We start from the raw sequence: 15,536 nt of genomic DNA on the forward strand, positions 1-15,536 counted from the left end.
AGCCGACGAAGCCGGCGGCCGGATTGCGGTAAACGTCGACCGGCGACGCCGCCTGGACGATGCGGCCCTGATGCATGACGGCGATGCGATCGGCGAGGCTCATCGCCTCGACCTGGTCGTGGGTGACATAGATGGTCGTGGTCTTCGAGGCCGCGAGCACGCCTTTTAGCTCGGCCCGCATCTCCAGCCTGAGCAGCGCGTCGAGGTTGGACAGCGGCTCGTCCATCAGGATGACGTCCGGCTCCATGGCAAGCGCGCGGGCGACGGCGACGCGCTGACGCTGGCCGCCGGAAAGCTGGCCCGAGTAGCGCTTCAAAAGCTGCTCGATATGCATCAGTTCGGCGGTGCGGTTGACGCGGCGCTCGACCTCTTGCTGCGGCAGCTTCTTCATGCGCAGGCCGAACGCGATGTTCTCGAACACCGTCAGATGCGGGAAGACGGCATAGTTCTGGAACACCATGGCGATGCCGCGGTCGCGCGGCGGCAGATGGTCGACGCGGCGGCCGCCGATCCAGACCTCGCCCTGGCTGTGCGTCTCCAGCCCGGCGACGATCCTGAGCAGCGTGGTCTTGCCGCAGCCGGAAGCGCCGAGCAGCACCATGAATTCCTGGTCGGCGACGGCGAGGTCGACCTGATGCAGCGCGGTGAAGCCGCCGAAGCGCTTGGCCACTCCCTTGATGGCGATTTCAGCCATGAGCGTTCTTCCTCTCGCGCGTCATCGGTTGGCGATCCCCCACATGGCGAACAGATATTTCCGGACGGCGAAGATGAAGATCAGCGCCGGCACGACGAGCGCCGCGCCGCCGGCGAATTTGAGGTAGAGCGGCGATTCGCCGAGGCTCTGCAGCAGGAAGGCGGTCAGCGTGCGGTTCTCGATGGTGAGCACGGCAGCGGCGAAGACCTCGTTCCAGGAGATGGTGAAAGCAAACACCGCCGAAGCTGCGATGCCCGGCAGCGCCAGCGGGAGGATCACCTTGCGAAAGGCCTGCCATCGGGTGCAGCCGAGCGTCCAGGCCGCCTCTTCCAGCTCGACCGGGATGCCGGAAAACAGCGAGAAGGTGATGAGCACGGCGAAGGGCAGCGCCAGCGTGGTGTGCACCAGCGCCAGGCCGAGCGCGGTGTCGTCGAGCCCGGTGCGGATGAACATCACCGCCAGCGGCAGCGCGAGCAGCGGCAATGGGAAGGCGCGGGTCATCAGCACCAGGAAGCGGAACGTTCCCTTGCCCGGGAAATCGAACCGCGACAGCGCGTAGCCGGCCGGCGCGCCGAAGCCGATGGACAGGATCATCGTCAGCGTGGCGACGAGCACCGAGTTCCACAGCGCCCTGGCGACACCGGCGAAGTTGATGAAGAAGGCGAGGCTGCCGAGATCGAAGGACGGGAAGAAGCGCTTGGGAAAGCCGGTCACGTCCTGCGGCGACGACAGCGCGTTGACGATCAGCAGGTAGATCGGCAGCAGCACCCAGATGCAAAGCAGGATGGCGGTGGCGACGAGCAGCCAGTCGCCGGCCTTGCGGGCGTCAGCCATCGCGACGGCCGGCGCCTCGGCGACGGCGCTCATATCCTGGGCTCCTTCATATCCGTGCCTCCCTGGGCACGCGCAGCACTCTCAGGAAGAACAGCGTGAAGCCGATCGAGATGGCAAGGATGAGCAGCGCCGAGGCGGCGGCGACATTGCGGTCCTGCAGCGTGAATTGCCAGTTGTAGGTCTCGCCCATCAGCACCGGCAGATTGGTGCCGCCAAGGGCCGCGACGACGGCGAAGACCTCGAAGGCAAGGATGACGCGCAGGATGATCGCCGTCTGCAGCGACGGTCGCAGAAGGGGAAGCGTGATGCGCACGAAGCGCTTCCACGGCCCGGCACCGAACACTTCGGCGGCCTCATAATATTCCTTGGGGATCAGCCCCATGCCGGCGACGAGGATGACCATCATGATCGCGGTGGCGCGCCAGATCTCGGCCAGCACGACGGCAATGAAGATCGTGAGCTTGCTCTGGTAGCCGAGGAACATGATCGGCCGGTCGACGATGCAGAGCCCGGAAAGCAGCGTGTTGAGGAAACCGGACTGGTCGAAGATGGCGAGCCAGATCAGGCCGGCGGCAAGGTCGGAAATGCCGAGCGGAATGGCGAAGATGTAAAGCGCCGCGCTGCGCCCGGTCTCCAGCCGCGACACGACGCTCGCCATCAGAAGCGCCATGGCAAGTTGGATCGGCACGACGATCGCGGCCAGCAGCAGCGTGTTGCGGACGGTGGCCGGAAACTTCCAACTGGCGGCCATGGTGCGGAAATTGTCGAGCGTGAAGACGCCGTCGCGGGTCATCGCCTCGAAGGCGACGAGCACGAAGGGGTAGAGGAAGAAGACGCACAGGAACAAAGTCGCCGGCATCAGCAGCAGATAGGGCAGAGCCTTGCCGTTCATGGTGTTTGTCCTTGCGCGCTGCGACAGTGCTGCGGTCCGGGCGCCCAGAGTGCAACAAACTCCGGGCGCCCCCTCGGGAGGATCCTATTCGACTGGACAAGCCCCTTCGGACGGCTTGTCGGGCGCCCAGCACGGCGCCTTCGCCTGGTCGAGGATCGCCTTGAGCGTCGCCGCCTGCTCTTCGAGCACGCCGTGCACATCCTCGCCGCCGAGCACGATGCGCTCGAAACTGTCGGTGTAGACCTGGTTGAACTTGCCGCCGAGATCGCCGAGCCCCATCGGGGGTAGTGCCGGCAACGCATCCGGGGCGCTGGTCATGGTGGCGATGACCGGCGCGAAGGCCTTCACCGAGGCCGGCACATCGTCGGGCAGCTTGACGTCGACGACGGGGAAGAAATTGGTCGCCTTCAGCGTCGCGATCTGCGTTTCCGGCTTCAGCATATAGGCGACCAGGGCCTTGGCCTTGTCCGCATTCGGCGAGGTCTTCGGAATGGCGACGCCGGCCACCACCGGCATGAAGCCACGGCCGGCGGGGCCGGCCGGCGCCGGGAAGGCGACGAAGTCGTCGGGCTTCTGGTTGAAGGCATCGGCAAGGCGCGCGACATGGTCGAACGCCACCCAGACTTCACCCGACAGCAGCGGCTCCTGCATGAAGGCGTAATTGGTCGAGTTCGGGTTGGTGTACTGCCACAGCTCCTTGAACTTGTTCCAGGCGGTCTCGGCCTCGGCCGAGCGGAATTTGGTGACCATCGAGCCGGTGTAGGACGGATAGAGGAAGCCCTCGAAGAAGCGGTGCTTCAGCCCCTTCGGGCCGGCCGGGAAGCCGAATTTCGGCGAGCCGGTCTTTTCGGCGATAGTCTTCGCCCACTCGATCAGCTGGTCGTAGGTGATGGCGTTGAGATCGACGCCCGGCGGCAGATATTGCAGCGCCTGCTTGTTGGCCGCCATCAGGAAGGTTGCCTGCATCCAGGGCATGTATTTTTGCTCGCCGGTGCCGAGCGTGCCGAGCTTCTTGTAGGCCTCGTTCACCTTGACTCCTCCGACATCGACGGCGGAGAGATCGACAAGGCTGGCGCCGACGGTGGAGAAATCGCCGTGCAGGCCGCCGAGCAGGCCGATGGTGCCGGAGCCTGTCTGCAACTCAGCCTGCAGGCGGGTGAGCCAGGGGCCGTCCTCGGCGACCTGATAGTCGACGGGACCGTCGAAGCCTTTCAGCACCTGGTCGCGCATCTTCTGCGTTTCCTCGACCGGGCGCGCCTGGGTCGACCAGAACAGCACCTGCTGGGCCTGGGCGGCGCCGGCGGCAAGCGACAAGGCCAGCGCGGCACCCGCCAGTCTTTTCAACATCGTCTTCATGCTCTTCCTCCCTCTATAGGCGCCGTCATGGCGGCATCAGCTTCTTGTTCTCGGCGCGGGTCCATGGCTCGCCCTCGGCACCAGCGTCGGCCGGATCAGCCGCGTCAGCGGCTCAGCAGGTCTGTCGGCGATAACGGTGAGCAGCATGTCGGCGATCTCGCGCGCGCACTGGCGGATCGAGGCGTCGAAAGTGGTGAGGCCCGGAGGCGCATAGGCCGAGGCGACGACATTGTCGAAGCCGATGACCGAGAGGTCGCGCGGCACCGTGAGCCCGGCGCGTGACGCCTCTTCCATCACTGTCAGCGCAAGCTCGTCGAACAGGGCGACGATGGCGGTCGGACGCTCAGGCCCGTGCAGCATCCGGTTGACGGCCTGGATGCGGGCGCCGCGGTCGAAGCGCGGGGCAGTGGCCACGTCGAGCCGCACCGACGGATCGCCGCGACGCGCAATCGCGGCGGCAAGACCGTCCTGCCTCAGATGTCGGAAGGTCATCGGCTCGGAAATCGTCACCAGGCCGAAATGGCGATGGCCGAGATCGTAGAGCATGTCGAAGGCTTCGCCGAAAGCATGCGCGCCGTCGGTGTCGAGCCAGTTGTAGGCAAAGTCGCTGTCGAGTTGCCGGCCGTGGGCGACGAAGGGAAAGCCGCGCCGGCGCAGATAGGCGAGCCGCTCGTCGACCTCGGCAATACGGGTGACGACGACGCCATCGGCGCGCCCGGATTCGACGACATGGCGCAATACCGCGATCTCGGCCTGGTCTTGCGCCGCGGTGGCGAGGATGAGATCGGCGCCATGCGACACCAGGCCCTCGCCGAGCCCGGTGACGAATTCGCCGAGGAAGGAATCGACCAGATTGGGCCCGCGGATCGGCAGCACCAGACCGACGAAACCGCTGCGCCCGGAAACCAGCGTGCGCGCCGCGGTGTTGGGCACATAGCCGGCCTGACGCGCCGCCTGGGCGACGCGCTCGCGCGTCTTCAGGGCGATCTGCTGATGGCCGGCAAGCGCCCGCGACACCGTCGTGATCGACAGGCCGAGGCTTGCGGCAAGCTCCTTCAGCGTGGTGACGCGGGCCGGCAATCGTTCCTCCCTGAACGCGATGTTGAAACGTTTGTAATCACCTTTTTTGGAATTGCAAACGTTTTAAATTTTTGCGCAAAGCGAGCTGCGACGTCAGGATCGCCAAAGCTGCCGTGTCCGAAACCATCCGGCCGCACGCCTTTCAGCGGTGGTGCATTGAAAGGCAAAGCGACTCAGGCGGAGGTCAGGGCGCCGGGGTCGGTGAGGAAGGGCATGATGTCCACGCCGTCTCCTGGAAAGACAGAGAAATGCGGATGGTTCTCGAAGAGGCGGGCGGCGGCCTCGATGGTTTCGGCCTCAACGACGATGTAGCCGCAGAAGGGGTTCACAGCGCGGGCGATGCCGTCCTTGGTTACGCGCATCGTCTTGCCGACCATGCCGCCACGATCGGGGAACGATGCGGCGTTCCTCTCCTCCCAGTCCGCCCACCGCTTTAACCCGACGGCGTCGATCGCGTCCTGCTCGGGCTTGGGCAGGCTGCGAAAGCGGGCGAGGTCTTCGGGTTTCATGGTGTAGACGGCGAGAAAGCGGGGCATGCGGCGCGCTCTATGTGACGGCAGAAAGGCATTCAAGTTTAGAGCCCCTACCGGCCGAAGTCACTCCGCAGAAGTGCCCGCCGCCTATCTGCATCGGGTCGAGACGTCCGCCTCTGGAGGACGGAGAGGCCGGCGGAACGGCCGAGATCGGCATATTGCCGACGTCGCCGCCGCATCGAGACAGCCGCCTCGTCACCCACCCGACGCAGCCCTGGCAACCGCCAACTGCGCATCGAACGCCCGCCTGAACGCCGGCCTCGCTTCGGCGCGGGCGACATAGGCGGCGAGGTTCGGAAATTCGCCCAGCAGCCCCGATCTGTTCAGCCGGCGCAGCACGCCGACCATGACCAGGTCGCCGGCGCTGAACGCGCTGTCGAGCCAGTCGGCATCGCCAAGGTGACGGGAAAGTTCGCTGAGCCGCTTGCGTATGCGATCCTCGACCATGGGCAGGCGTTCAGCGTGCCACGGCGCGTCGCGCTCGAGGAGCACGGCGGTTTCGCGTTCCAGGATCGGCGGCTCGATCGTGCTGAGCGCAGCAAACATCCAGGTGATGGCACGTGCCCGGGCGTTTGCGTTCTCAGGCAGCAGGCCCGCATGCCGTTCCGCGATATGGAGCACGATCGACCCGGACTCGAACAGGCAGAGATCGCCTTCCTCATAGGTCGGAATCTGCCCGAATGGATTGATCGCAAGATGCGCGGGTTGCTTCATGGCGCTCAACGAGAGGAGACGGACGTCGTATGGCTGGCCGACTTCCTCGAGCGCCCAGCGAACGCGCATATCGCGCGCCTGCCCCCTGCCGCCGTCGGGCGACCGTTCAAAGGCGGTGATGGTGGGAGTCACTGGCGATCTCCGGGTGCATGACTGGCGAGCGTGATGTGCATGATTGCGACGATCTTTCAGCTATTCAGCTTCTTGCGCTTTGCACCCAAGGACGAACGACCGCCGCGGCGCCCGACAACTCCCCTCGTTTTCTTTGACCGAGGGATTTTCACGGTCCGAGCCTTCGGCGTGCGGGCGCCACCGACAACCCGAAACCTTTCGCACTTACCATCGGAGATCAGCCCGGCGGCAGGAACCATGGGCCGATGACGCCGGCTCCGGATCAAACGGCGGCAATCGCGAAGAGCCAGGCCAGGATATCGAGCAACAGAAAGAACAGCGCGATCTGCAACGCCACCCGCAGCCGCTGGATAATCCGCCAGTTGCTGGCCATGTCCGCCTTGATGCGCAGGGCAAGCGCGCGGCGCATGGCCGACATCGTTGCCGGCCTGTCGCCATCGACATATTGATCGAGCAGCTCTTCCGGATCGAAGCGGAATGCGTATTGGTGATAGGGCCAAAGCATGAAGACGATCAGCCCGCCGATGCCGAACAGCAGGGCCACCGCGATCCAGTCCCAAAGCCCGAGCCCGTCGGAAAGGGCAGCGCCGCCGAGCAACGAATTCGCGAATGCGGTGGCGAAGATAAGGCTGCCGGCGCGGGTATTCATGTTCTCCACGACGCTCTGCTGATGAGTGAGACCTCTCACCGCCTCCTGGTAGATGAGCCCAAGACGAGGATCGTCGTCGGCAAGACCGCTCGCGACAGCTCCGTTGCTTTCCCCTCGACCCGGACGTTCGGCCATGAAATGTGCCTCCAACGCGGCGAAGCTTAGCTCAAATCCTTCGCAAGCTTCAAACCGTCACCACGACCTTGCCGAACTGCTCGCCGGATTCGAGGAAGCGGTGCGCCTCGACGATTTCGTCGAACGGGAAGGTCCTCGCGATCACCGGCTTCAGCGCGCCAGCCGCTAGGCCGCCCAAAATGAAGCGCTTGGCCGCTTCCAACCGGGCCGGATCGCCGGTGATTTCGTGGACGAGGTAGCCGCGCAGCGTCAGCGTCTTGGCCAGCACCTCGAAGAGCGGGAACGGCGTCGGCTTGGGGCTCAAGCCGCCATATTCGATGAGGATGCCGCCGCGCGACATCGCCGCCGTCAGCGGCGTGAAGATCGGGCCGCCGACCGCGTCGAGGACGACGCGCACGCCCTCAGGCGCGATCGCCTTCAGCCGCGCTTCGAGGTCCTCTTCATGCGAGGCCGCGACATAGGCGGCGCCGGCATCGAGCAGCGCCGCTGTCTTGGCCGATGTCCGTGTCACCGCAATCGGCGCGGCGCCGATGCTGTTGGCGATCTGGATCGCGGCCAGCCCGACGCTGCTCGACGCGGCAGTGATGACGATGGACTCGCCGCGGCCGAGACGGGCGATGTCGACCAGCGCGCCATAGGCGGTGAGATACTGCATCCATGTCGCGGCGGCGGCTTCGAAGCCGAGCGATGGCGGATGCTTGACGACGAGTTCGGCCGGAAAGCTGACGAGCTCGCCATAGGCCGGCCAGCGCGCCATCGAGCGCGGCGGGATGATGCTGACCGCGTCGCCCGGCGCAAGACCATCGACGCCGTCGCCGATCGCCTCGACGATGCCCGCCGCCTCGAGGCCGAGGCCAGACGGCAGCGCCGGCGTCTCGATATAGGCGCCCTTGCGCATCAGGGCCTCGGCGCGGTTCAAGCCCAGCGCCTTGACGCGGATCCGCAGCTCACCCGGACCAGGCGGCGGCACCTCGACATCCTCGATGCGCAGCACCTCCGGACCGCCGTGAGCGTGGAAGCGAACGACCCTTGCCATCCATGCAACTCCAAATCAAAATGATGGAATCGACTATGCAGACGCCTTCTGCGGCGATAAATCAGGCTTCAAGCAGAACAGTCGAAACTAGCAGTTTTGAATATGGATCGCCTCGAAAGCATGGACGTGTTCGTCAGGGCTGTCGATCTCGGCTCGTTCGCGGCCGCCGCGGCGGCGCTCGACCTGTCGGGCCCGATGGTCGGCAAGCATGTCCGCTTCCTCGAAGAGCGTCTGGGCGTGCGCCTCATCAACCGCACGACGCGACGGCAGAGCCTGACCGATTTCGGGCGCGCCTATTACGAGCGCTGCCGCATCGTGCTGGCGGAGGTGGAGGCCGCGGATGCGCTGGCGGCCGACCAGTTGTCGGAGCCGCACGGCAAACTGCGCGTGACGATGCCAGCGCATTTCGGCCGCCACTGCGTCACGCCGGTCCTGCTCGAGCTCGCGCGCCGGTATCCGACGCTGGAGTTGGACCTGTCGCTCAGCGACCGCTTCGCCGACCTCGTCGAGGACAACTTCGATCTGGCGATCCGCACCGGTACGCTCGACGACAGGGCCGGCATCATCGCTCGCCGCGTCGCGCGTCAGCGCATGATCGTCTGTGCTTCGCCGTCATACATCGAGAGGTTCGGCCGGCCGCTTGGCCTGGAGGACATTGCCGATCATCAGGCGATCATCTACCGGCGGCTCGGCCAGGTGTTGCAGCCATGGCTGTTCCCGCGCGACGACGGTTCCGTGACCGAGATCGCACCTGCCGGCCGGCTACGGCTCGACGACCTCGACGCGATTGCCGATGCTGCGACCGACGGCATGGGTCTTGCCTGGCTTCCGCACTGGCTGGTGCGCCGACGCATCGAAGCCGGCGCGCTGGTGCGGCTGCTGCAGGACCAGGCGGACTATCTCTACGACTGCCACGCGCTCTGGCTGCAAACGCCGCATCTGCCGCTGAAGGTGCGGCTGGCCATCGATGCGCTGGCGGCAGGGCTGCCGCGATTCATGGCTTAGCTCTTACGCCGATTTCAGGCTTTGCAACTAGACCGGCCGCGCCAGCCTTCGGCGGGAACAGCATCCAAAGAAGCTGGAGCGCGTCGCAGGTGACCCGCCCCCGGCCGGACGAGGTTCGGCCCCTCAGCTCTCGGTCGACTCCGACTGGATCAGGTTTTCCAGCATATCCAGCAGGCGCGCGTGCTCTTCGGCGCCGTAGCGCTTCTCGATCGCCTCGTAGATAGCGAAGCGCTCGGGCGCCAGTTCTTCGACCAGCGCCACGCCGGCCGGGCTGATGGCGAGCAGGGCGCGGCGGCCGTCATCCTTGACCTTGTTGCGGGTAATGAATGCCCGCTCCTCCATCGCTCTGATGATGCGGGTGAGGCTGGGCGGCAGGATCGAGGCGCGGTTGGCGAGCTCGGTCGCTTCCAGCGGCCCGGTTTCGGCAAGCACGTGCAGCACGCGCCATTGCTGCTCGGTGATGTCGTGGCGGACAAGCATCGGCCGAAAATGCGCCATGATCACTTCGCGAGCGCGCAGAAGAGCCATCGGCAAAGAGCGACGGGGGTTGGACGGCAGCAAATTCAGGTCTCCGAGAAATCCAATACAATACAACTTGCGGCAAAATATTAATGCTCGTATCGCAGCTCTATCCGCGGCCTTGCCGAGAGCGGCAATCCCGTCCACGGAAGCAGCATTGGCTTAAAAACGATGCTTGGCATTCCGCGTCAAGACCTAATTTACATGTTAATTATAAGATCAACGATGTCGGGCTCCTTCATCGGGCCGGTCGAATGCCGACACGAGCGATGTCCTTGCGCCAAAGAAAAAGGCCGGGCGCGAAAGCGGCCCGGCCAAAGAATGAAGGTCATAACCTTCAGAGGGGAACATCGCCCGGCGCAATGGGAGGAAAACACCGGACGACACCCGTTATTTGGGCTTCAGCCGGCCGGTTTGCGACGAACAGAATTCCAAAAAATAGCCAAATCGCGAAAAAATCTCGCGCAGGCAGCAGCAAAATCTCAGCCGGTGGCCGCCGCCTTTTCCAGCAGATCTGCATAGTGCCGCCGCGCCACGTCGGGGTGCGATCTCAGCCGACTCTTCAGTACATTGGTTCCGACGTTGCGGAACAGCGGATTGTCGGGATCGCTGGCCGGACCGCGCGCTTCGGCCGCCAGCTCTTCCGGCAGGTCGAGCAGCGGGATCGTCGCGTCGAGCCGGGCGCTGAAGAAGAACGGAACCGAGATCCGCTCGACACCGGCCGGCGGCGTGACGACACGGTGCACGGTTGCCCTGAGATACCCATTCGAGGCAAGTTCGAGCAGCTCGCCGATGTTGACCACGAGCGTCCGCGGAATCGGATCCACATTCACCCAACTGCCGTCATATTCGACCTGCAGCCCCTTGTTCTCGTCCTGCAGCAGGAGGGTGAGAAACCCGCCATCCTTGTGCGCGCCGACGCCCTGGTCGTCACCGGTGGCGTCGCGGCCGGGATAGCGCACGATCTTCATGCGATGGTTGGGCTCGCCGCGATAGATCGGATCGAAGGCGTCTTCCGGCTGGTCGAGCGAGAGCGCGAAGGCCTTGAGCAGGCGGATCGCGACCTCCGTCGCCTTCGCCTGCCAGGCAAGCAGCGCCGGCTTCAGCTCGGGCAGCGCCGAAGGCCACTGGTTCGGGCCCTGCAGCCGCGTCCAGGCCGGCACGCCCGGCCCTTGCGTGATGGTCGTGCGCTCGACGCCGATATCGAGCTGCTCGCGCCAGTCGGCCTTGCCTCTGGTCAGTTCGCCGCCGGCGCGCGTGTAGCCGCGGAATTGCGGCGACTTCACCATCTCGATGGCGAGCTTGTCAGCTTCCGGCAAGGCAAAGAAGTGGCGCGCGGCATTGAGCACCGCGTCGATATCGGACTGCGCTATGCCGTGGCCGCTGAGGTAGAAGAAGCCGACATCGCGGGCCGCCGTTCGCAGATCAAGCAAGAAAGTCCGCAGTTCCGACGCGCCCTGCTCAAGGCGGTCGAGATCGAGCACCGGGATTATTCTGGCCATGGACAGGCTCCTCTTGCGGCAACTCTTTGTCTTTCGCAATTCCGGACGAAAAACCGCTGTGCACTTTCCTGGAATTGCTCTGGTGACCCCACCGCACGATGACATGCGCGTCACTGCGGGTGAAGAAACGCGCCGACCAATCTCATTGCAAACGGAGCAAGCCGCCGCTCAATTCCCGGCTTTTGCGGCAAATTGCGTTCGATGCGCTTGTCGGGTGTCGCTCATCAGCGATGATCCAGCCGCGCGACCAGCCGGTCGCCTATCCACTGGATGCCGCAGACCAGCACGATCAGCACGACAACCACGGCGATCATGACGCTGGTCTCGAAACGCTGGTAGCCGTAGCGGATAGCAAGGTCGCCGAGACCGCCGGCGCCGATGGCGCCGGCCATGGCCGAGGCGCCGACGAGCGTCACCAGCGTCACCGTGAAACCGGCGACGATGCCAGGCAGCGCTTCCGGCACCAGCACCTCGCGGATGATTGTCCAGCGGTTGCCGCCCATGGCGCGGGCCGCCTCGATCAGGCCGTGATCGACCTCGCGCAGCGACACTTCGGCGATGCGGGCATAGTAGGGCGTTGCAGCGATCGACAGCGGCACGATCGCCGCCCAGGTGCCGATCGACGTGCCGACGATCAGCCGCGTCACCGGGATCAGCGCCACCAGAAGGATGATGAAAGGAACCGAGCGGAAGCCGTTGATCAAAGCGCCGAGGATGCGGTTCACCCACAGGTTTTCGGCAATGCCGCCGCGATCGGTGGCGACCAGCGCCAGCCCAAGCGGCAGGCCGAACACCAGCGAAATGAGGCCGGATGCGCCCGTCATCAGGACCGTCTCCCAGATCGAGCGGATGAGAAGCTCAAACAGGACTGGCGACATGGCCAAGCACCTCCACCCGCGCGTGGCGGTCCTTCAGGAATGCGATTGTTCGCGCAAGACGCGCCGCGTCGGCGCCGGGGACGGCGAGGAACAGCGTGCCGACAGGTTGCTCTTGGACATGGTCGATGCCGCCATGCACGAGGCGGATCGGGCCGGGCACACTGGCGCTCAGATCGGACAGCAGCGGACCACGCGCCGCTTCGCCGGCTACATCGACCTTAAGGATTGTTTCCGCGCCCTCGCCGGCGACCAGCCGGTTGGCAATCTCGGGCGGCAGTTGCGGCCGGATGGCGCCGAGCAGGCTGCGCGTGATCTCTGATTTCGGATTGGCGAAGACCTGCCACACGGCGCCTTCCTCGACGATCCGGCCGGCGTCGATCACCGCCACGCGGTCGGCGATCGAACGGATCACCTCCATCTCATGGGTGATGAGCAGGATGGTGAGACCGAGCCTGGAATTGATGTCCTTGAGCAATGCGAGGATCGAGCGCGTCGTCTCCGGATCGAGCGCCGAGGTCGCTTCGTCGGACAGCAGCAATGCCGGTCGCGCGGCGAGTGCCCTGGCAATGCCGACGCGCTGCTTCTGCCCGCCCGAGAGCGAGGCCGGATAGGCCTTGGCTTTCTCGGACAGGCCGACGAGCCGCAGCAGTTCGGCGGCGCGCGCCAGGCGCTCGGCGTGCGGCCGACCTTCGATCTTGAGCGGCAGCGCGACGTTTTCCTCGACGGTCTTCGCCGACAGAAGGTTGAAGTGCTGGAAGACCATGCCGATGCGACGGCGCAGCGGCTGCAATTCACGCTCACCGAGGCGGCTGATCTCACGGCCCTCGATGAAGACCTCGCCCGAATCCGGCTGCTCCAGGCCGTTCAGGCAGCGGATCAGCGTTGACTTGCCGGCGCCGCTGCGGCCGATGATGCCGAGGATCTCGCCCTTCCGCACCGTAAGCGAGACGCCGTCGAGCGCCGCCGTCGCGCCGAAGCGACGCTTGAGGTCGACGAGACGCACAACATCTTCCGCCGGGACCGCGCCGACCGGCACCGGGTCCGTTGTTTCGGCCGGCGCCGTGACATGCTGGTTCATCGCTGTTCCTGTTTCCATCCGCTTCCGGCAATGCGATGGCGGTCCGCTTTGACGCGGACCGCCGGCTTGATCGAGATGCCGCCGAAGGCGATCAGTAGGCGCTGATGCCGGTGCCCTTGTAGACCTTGTCGAACTCGGCCTTCACCGTCTCGTTCTGATAGGCGGCGACCAGGGTTTTCACCCAGGGCTCGTTCTCGCTGCCGGCCTTGACCGCGATGAAGTTGCGGTAGGGATTGTCGGCAATCGACTCCTGCGCGATGCGGTTTTCCGGCGTGAGACCGCTTTTCAAGGCCCAGTCCGTGTTGACCACGGCCGCGTCGAGATCGTCGACCGAACGGCCGACGATGCCGGCGTCGAGTTCCTTGATCTCCAGCTTCTTCGGGTTCTCGGCAATGTCGGCGGTCGTGGCCAGGATGCCGGTGCCGTCCTTCAGCTTGATCAGGCCCTCATGCTCCAGGACATGCAGCGCGCGGCCCTCATTGGAGGGATCGTTCGGCAGGCCGATGACTGCGCCTTCCGGCAGGTCGGCGACTTTGCCATGCTTTTTCGAGTAGAGGCCGATCGGCCAGACGCCGGTATAGCCGACCGGCACGATGTGATACCCTTGAGTCTTGATCTGGTTGTCGAGATAGGGCTTGTGCTGAAAGGCGTTGGCGTCGATCTCACCGCGTTCCAGCGCTTCGTTGGGCTGGGTATAATCGTTGAAGACCACGGCCTCGATCGTCAGCCCTTTCTTGGCCGCCTCGGCGGTGACGACGCGCCAGACATCCTCATCCTCGCCGCTGAGGATGCCGACCTTGATCGCCTTCTTGTCCTCGGCGAAGGACGGCGACGGCGCGGTAAGGCCGATGACGGCAAATGTCGCGGCGAGAAGCGCGGCAAGTCCGGCGCGCCTGGTGATTGACGTAGCGAGAAAATTTGAAGCGTTGCCGCGTTCGGACATGATGCGTTCCTTGCGATCCTGAAATCATTTCGGCCTGGCGGAATGCGAAGCCTTGATATCAGCATCGCCAATGCTGCCCGGCCAGGCAAAGAAGCGCATTTCCTATCGAACGGAACGCGGAAAATATTCTCTCAAAGATTTTATGACTTGGAGAACGGCAGCTACCGGGCAGTTGACGAATGATCGTCAGAACGCCTCGACCCAGGGCCTGAGCTCGACCTCGAAGCTCCAGGCGCTGCGATGCTGGCGGTGGACCGCAAGGTATGTTTCGGCGATCGCGTCGGGTGACAGGCGACGATCGGGGCGGTCCGGATCGGCCGCCTGTCCGGGCGGCTCGATCTGGCCGTCGATGATGAAGTGCGCGACATGGATGTTCTTCGGACCAAGCTCGCGCGCCATCGACTGTGCCAGCCCGCGAAGCCCGAATTTCGGCATGGCAAAGCCGGCCGAGCCGGAGAAGCCCTTGAGGCTTGCGGTGGCGCCGGTGAACAGGATCGAGCCGGAGCCGCGCGCCATGAGCCGGCGCGCCGCCTGCTGGCCGACGAGGAAGCCGCCATAGGCGCCGACGAGCAGGGCCTGCTTGACCGCCTCGGGGTCGAGCTCGGCGATCGGGCCGCGCGTGCGGCCGCTGGCATTGAAGACGGCAATTTCGAGCGAGCCGGCCTTGTCGGCCGCCTCGAACAACCGTGCGACGGAGGCTGCATCCGACACATCGGTTTCGACCGCCTGGGCGCCAGTCTCCTGGACCAGCGCGGCCAGCTTGTCGACATTGCGGGCGGCGAGGACGACGCGGAAACCTTCCTTGCTGAGAAGCCGCGCCAGCGAGGCGCTAAGGCCCTGCCCGGCGCCAGCGATCACTGCGACGTTGGCTGTCATGTCGTTCCTCCTTGGGATGTGACGTTCGGCCGGTGCCGATGGTCGCACAAGCTCGCGCCTTACGCGACAAGAGGCAAGAACGGCGTTACTCCATTTCTGGTGTCTGGCGCAAAAAGGCCGCCGACCTATGCGGCAAGCGCCGGCTGTCGCGAAGGGCTTGCCTGCCGAAGCGATCCGTCCGACACGTGGTCCAACGGCGATTCGAGGAACGACCATGGAACCAATCTGGGCCGTCGGCCTGATGACCGGCACGGTGCTCGACGGCAACATCGACGTGGCGCTGATCAAGACCGACGGCGAGCGCATCGCCGACTTCGGCACCTACACTTTAGCCCCCTACCCGCAATCGATCCGCACGCTTCTGGAAGAGACCCTGCGCCAAGCCCGCGCGTGGAATTTCGAAGGGCCGGAGCCGGCGATCTTCCGCGAGGCCGAGGAGGCGCTGACGAGGGCTCAGTCGGCCGCGGTCAAGGATCTCGTCGAGAGCCAGGGCATGACCATGGCCGATATCGGCGTCGTCGGCTTCCACGGCCAGACGGTGCTGCACCGCGCCCCGCAGCCGGGGCGGATCGGCCGGACGCGCCAGCTCGGCGACGGCGAGCTGATGGCGGCGCTGCTCGGCACCAAGGTCGCCTATGACTTCCGCTCGGCCGACGTGGCGGCCGAGCGGAAGTCATAGG

16 protein-coding genes and 1 pseudogene are annotated in these 15,536 nt (G+C 65.2%); 2 read left to right on the plus strand and 15 right to left on the minus strand.

The genetic code is table 11. The features are described from left to right. The 9 genes from EOA29_RS09130 to EOA29_RS09170 form a co-directional block, all read right to left on the minus strand. Positions 1-694, minus strand: a 694-nt coding sequence (locus EOA29_RS09130; RefSeq protein WP_145969646.1) for an ABC transporter ATP-binding protein, incomplete at its 3' end; no start/stop codon positions are given. Positions 695-715: 21 nt separating this feature from the next. Continuing rightward, positions 716-1,561, minus strand: coding sequence for a carbohydrate ABC transporter permease (locus EOA29_RS09135; RefSeq protein WP_126095400.1), 846 nt, complete (start codon positions 1,559-1,561; stop codon positions 716-718). A 13-nt stretch (positions 1,562-1,574) separates the two neighbouring features. After that, positions 1,575-2,420: a sugar ABC transporter permease gene (locus EOA29_RS09140; RefSeq protein ID WP_127220805.1), complete on the minus strand. Its 846-nt coding sequence runs from the start codon at positions 2,418-2,420 to the stop codon at positions 1,575-1,577. A gap of 84 nt (positions 2,421-2,504) precedes the next feature. Next, a complete protein-coding gene (locus tag EOA29_RS09145) occupies positions 2,505-3,776 on the minus strand; it encodes an ABC transporter substrate-binding protein (RefSeq protein WP_127220806.1) in 1,272 nt (423 codons plus the stop codon). A 36-nt stretch (positions 3,777-3,812) separates the two neighbouring features. Then, the gene (locus tag EOA29_RS09150; RefSeq protein WP_127220807.1) at positions 3,813-4,856 is read right to left on the minus strand and encodes a substrate-binding domain-containing protein; all 1,044 of its coding nucleotides are present in this window, start codon (positions 4,854-4,856) and stop codon (positions 3,813-3,815) included. 173 nt (positions 4,857-5,029) lie between these two features. Then, the gene (locus EOA29_RS09155; RefSeq protein WP_126096033.1) at positions 5,030-5,392 is read right to left on the minus strand and encodes a hypothetical protein; all 363 of its coding nucleotides are present in this window, start codon (positions 5,390-5,392) and stop codon (positions 5,030-5,032) included. Between the two features lie 192 nt (positions 5,393-5,584). Further along, the gene (locus EOA29_RS09160) at positions 5,585-6,235 is read right to left on the minus strand and encodes a glutathione S-transferase family protein (protein ID WP_127220808.1); all 651 of its coding nucleotides are present in this window, start codon (positions 6,233-6,235) and stop codon (positions 5,585-5,587) included. 262 nt (positions 6,236-6,497) lie between these two features. After that, a complete protein-coding gene (locus EOA29_RS09165) occupies positions 6,498-7,019 on the minus strand; it encodes a hypothetical protein (protein ID WP_189478854.1) in 522 nt (173 codons plus the stop codon). A 49-nt stretch (positions 7,020-7,068) separates the two neighbouring features. After that, positions 7,069-8,055, minus strand: a complete 987-nt coding sequence (locus tag EOA29_RS09170; protein ID WP_127220809.1) for a zinc-dependent alcohol dehydrogenase family protein — start codon at positions 8,053-8,055, stop codon at positions 7,069-7,071. 102 nt (positions 8,056-8,157) lie between these two features. On the opposite strand from EOA29_RS09170, the gene EOA29_RS09175 reads away from it, so the two are divergent. Further along, entirely contained in the window at positions 8,158-9,060 is a 903-nt protein-coding gene (locus EOA29_RS09175; RefSeq protein ID WP_127220810.1) for a LysR family transcriptional regulator, read from the plus strand. Positions 9,061-9,183: 123 nt separating this feature from the next. Here the strand turns inward: EOA29_RS09175 and hpaR are convergent, their stop codons facing one another. The 6 genes from hpaR to EOA29_RS09205 form a co-directional block, all read right to left on the minus strand. After that, the gene (hpaR, locus tag EOA29_RS09180; RefSeq protein WP_127220811.1) at positions 9,184-9,588 is read right to left on the minus strand and encodes a homoprotocatechuate degradation operon regulator HpaR; all 405 of its coding nucleotides are present in this window, start codon (positions 9,586-9,588) and stop codon (positions 9,184-9,186) included. Positions 9,589-10,061: 473 nt separating this feature from the next. Beyond that, positions 10,062-11,081 carry an isopenicillin N synthase family oxygenase gene (locus EOA29_RS09185; protein ID WP_127220812.1) on the minus strand — a complete coding sequence of 340 codons (1,020 nt, stop codon included), beginning with the start codon at positions 11,079-11,081 and terminating at the stop codon, positions 10,062-10,064. Positions 11,082-11,305: 224 nt separating this feature from the next. Beyond that, entirely contained in the window at positions 11,306-11,959 is a 654-nt protein-coding gene (locus EOA29_RS09190) for a methionine ABC transporter permease (protein WP_126095409.1), read from the minus strand. Continuing rightward, a complete protein-coding gene (locus EOA29_RS09195; RefSeq protein WP_127220813.1) occupies positions 11,940-13,037 on the minus strand; it encodes a methionine ABC transporter ATP-binding protein in 1,098 nt (365 codons plus the stop codon). The genes EOA29_RS09190 and EOA29_RS09195 overlap by 20 nt, the downstream gene beginning before the upstream one ends. Positions 13,038-13,128: 91 nt before the next feature. Beyond that, positions 13,129-13,980 (minus strand): MetQ/NlpA family lipoprotein, encoded by an 852-nt coding sequence (locus EOA29_RS09200; protein ID WP_127220814.1) that lies wholly within the window; start codon positions 13,978-13,980, stop codon positions 13,129-13,131. A gap of 186 nt (positions 13,981-14,166) precedes the next feature. Continuing rightward, entirely contained in the window at positions 14,167-14,856 is a 690-nt protein-coding gene (locus tag EOA29_RS09205; RefSeq protein ID WP_127220815.1) for an SDR family NAD(P)-dependent oxidoreductase, read from the minus strand. Positions 14,857-15,070: 214 nt separating this feature from the next. On the opposite strand from EOA29_RS09205, the pseudogene EOA29_RS09210 reads away from it, so the two are divergent. Next, a pseudogene (locus EOA29_RS09210) lies at positions 15,071-15,514 on the plus strand (anhydro-N-acetylmuramic acid kinase); the annotation flags it as partial. Positions 15,515-15,536: the final 22 nt, after the last annotated feature.

This window comes from Mesorhizobium sp. M1E.F.Ca.ET.063.01.1.1 (genome assembly GCF_003998155.1).
In the GTDB taxonomy this organism is placed as follows: Bacteria; Pseudomonadota; Alphaproteobacteria; order Rhizobiales; family Rhizobiaceae; genus Mesorhizobium.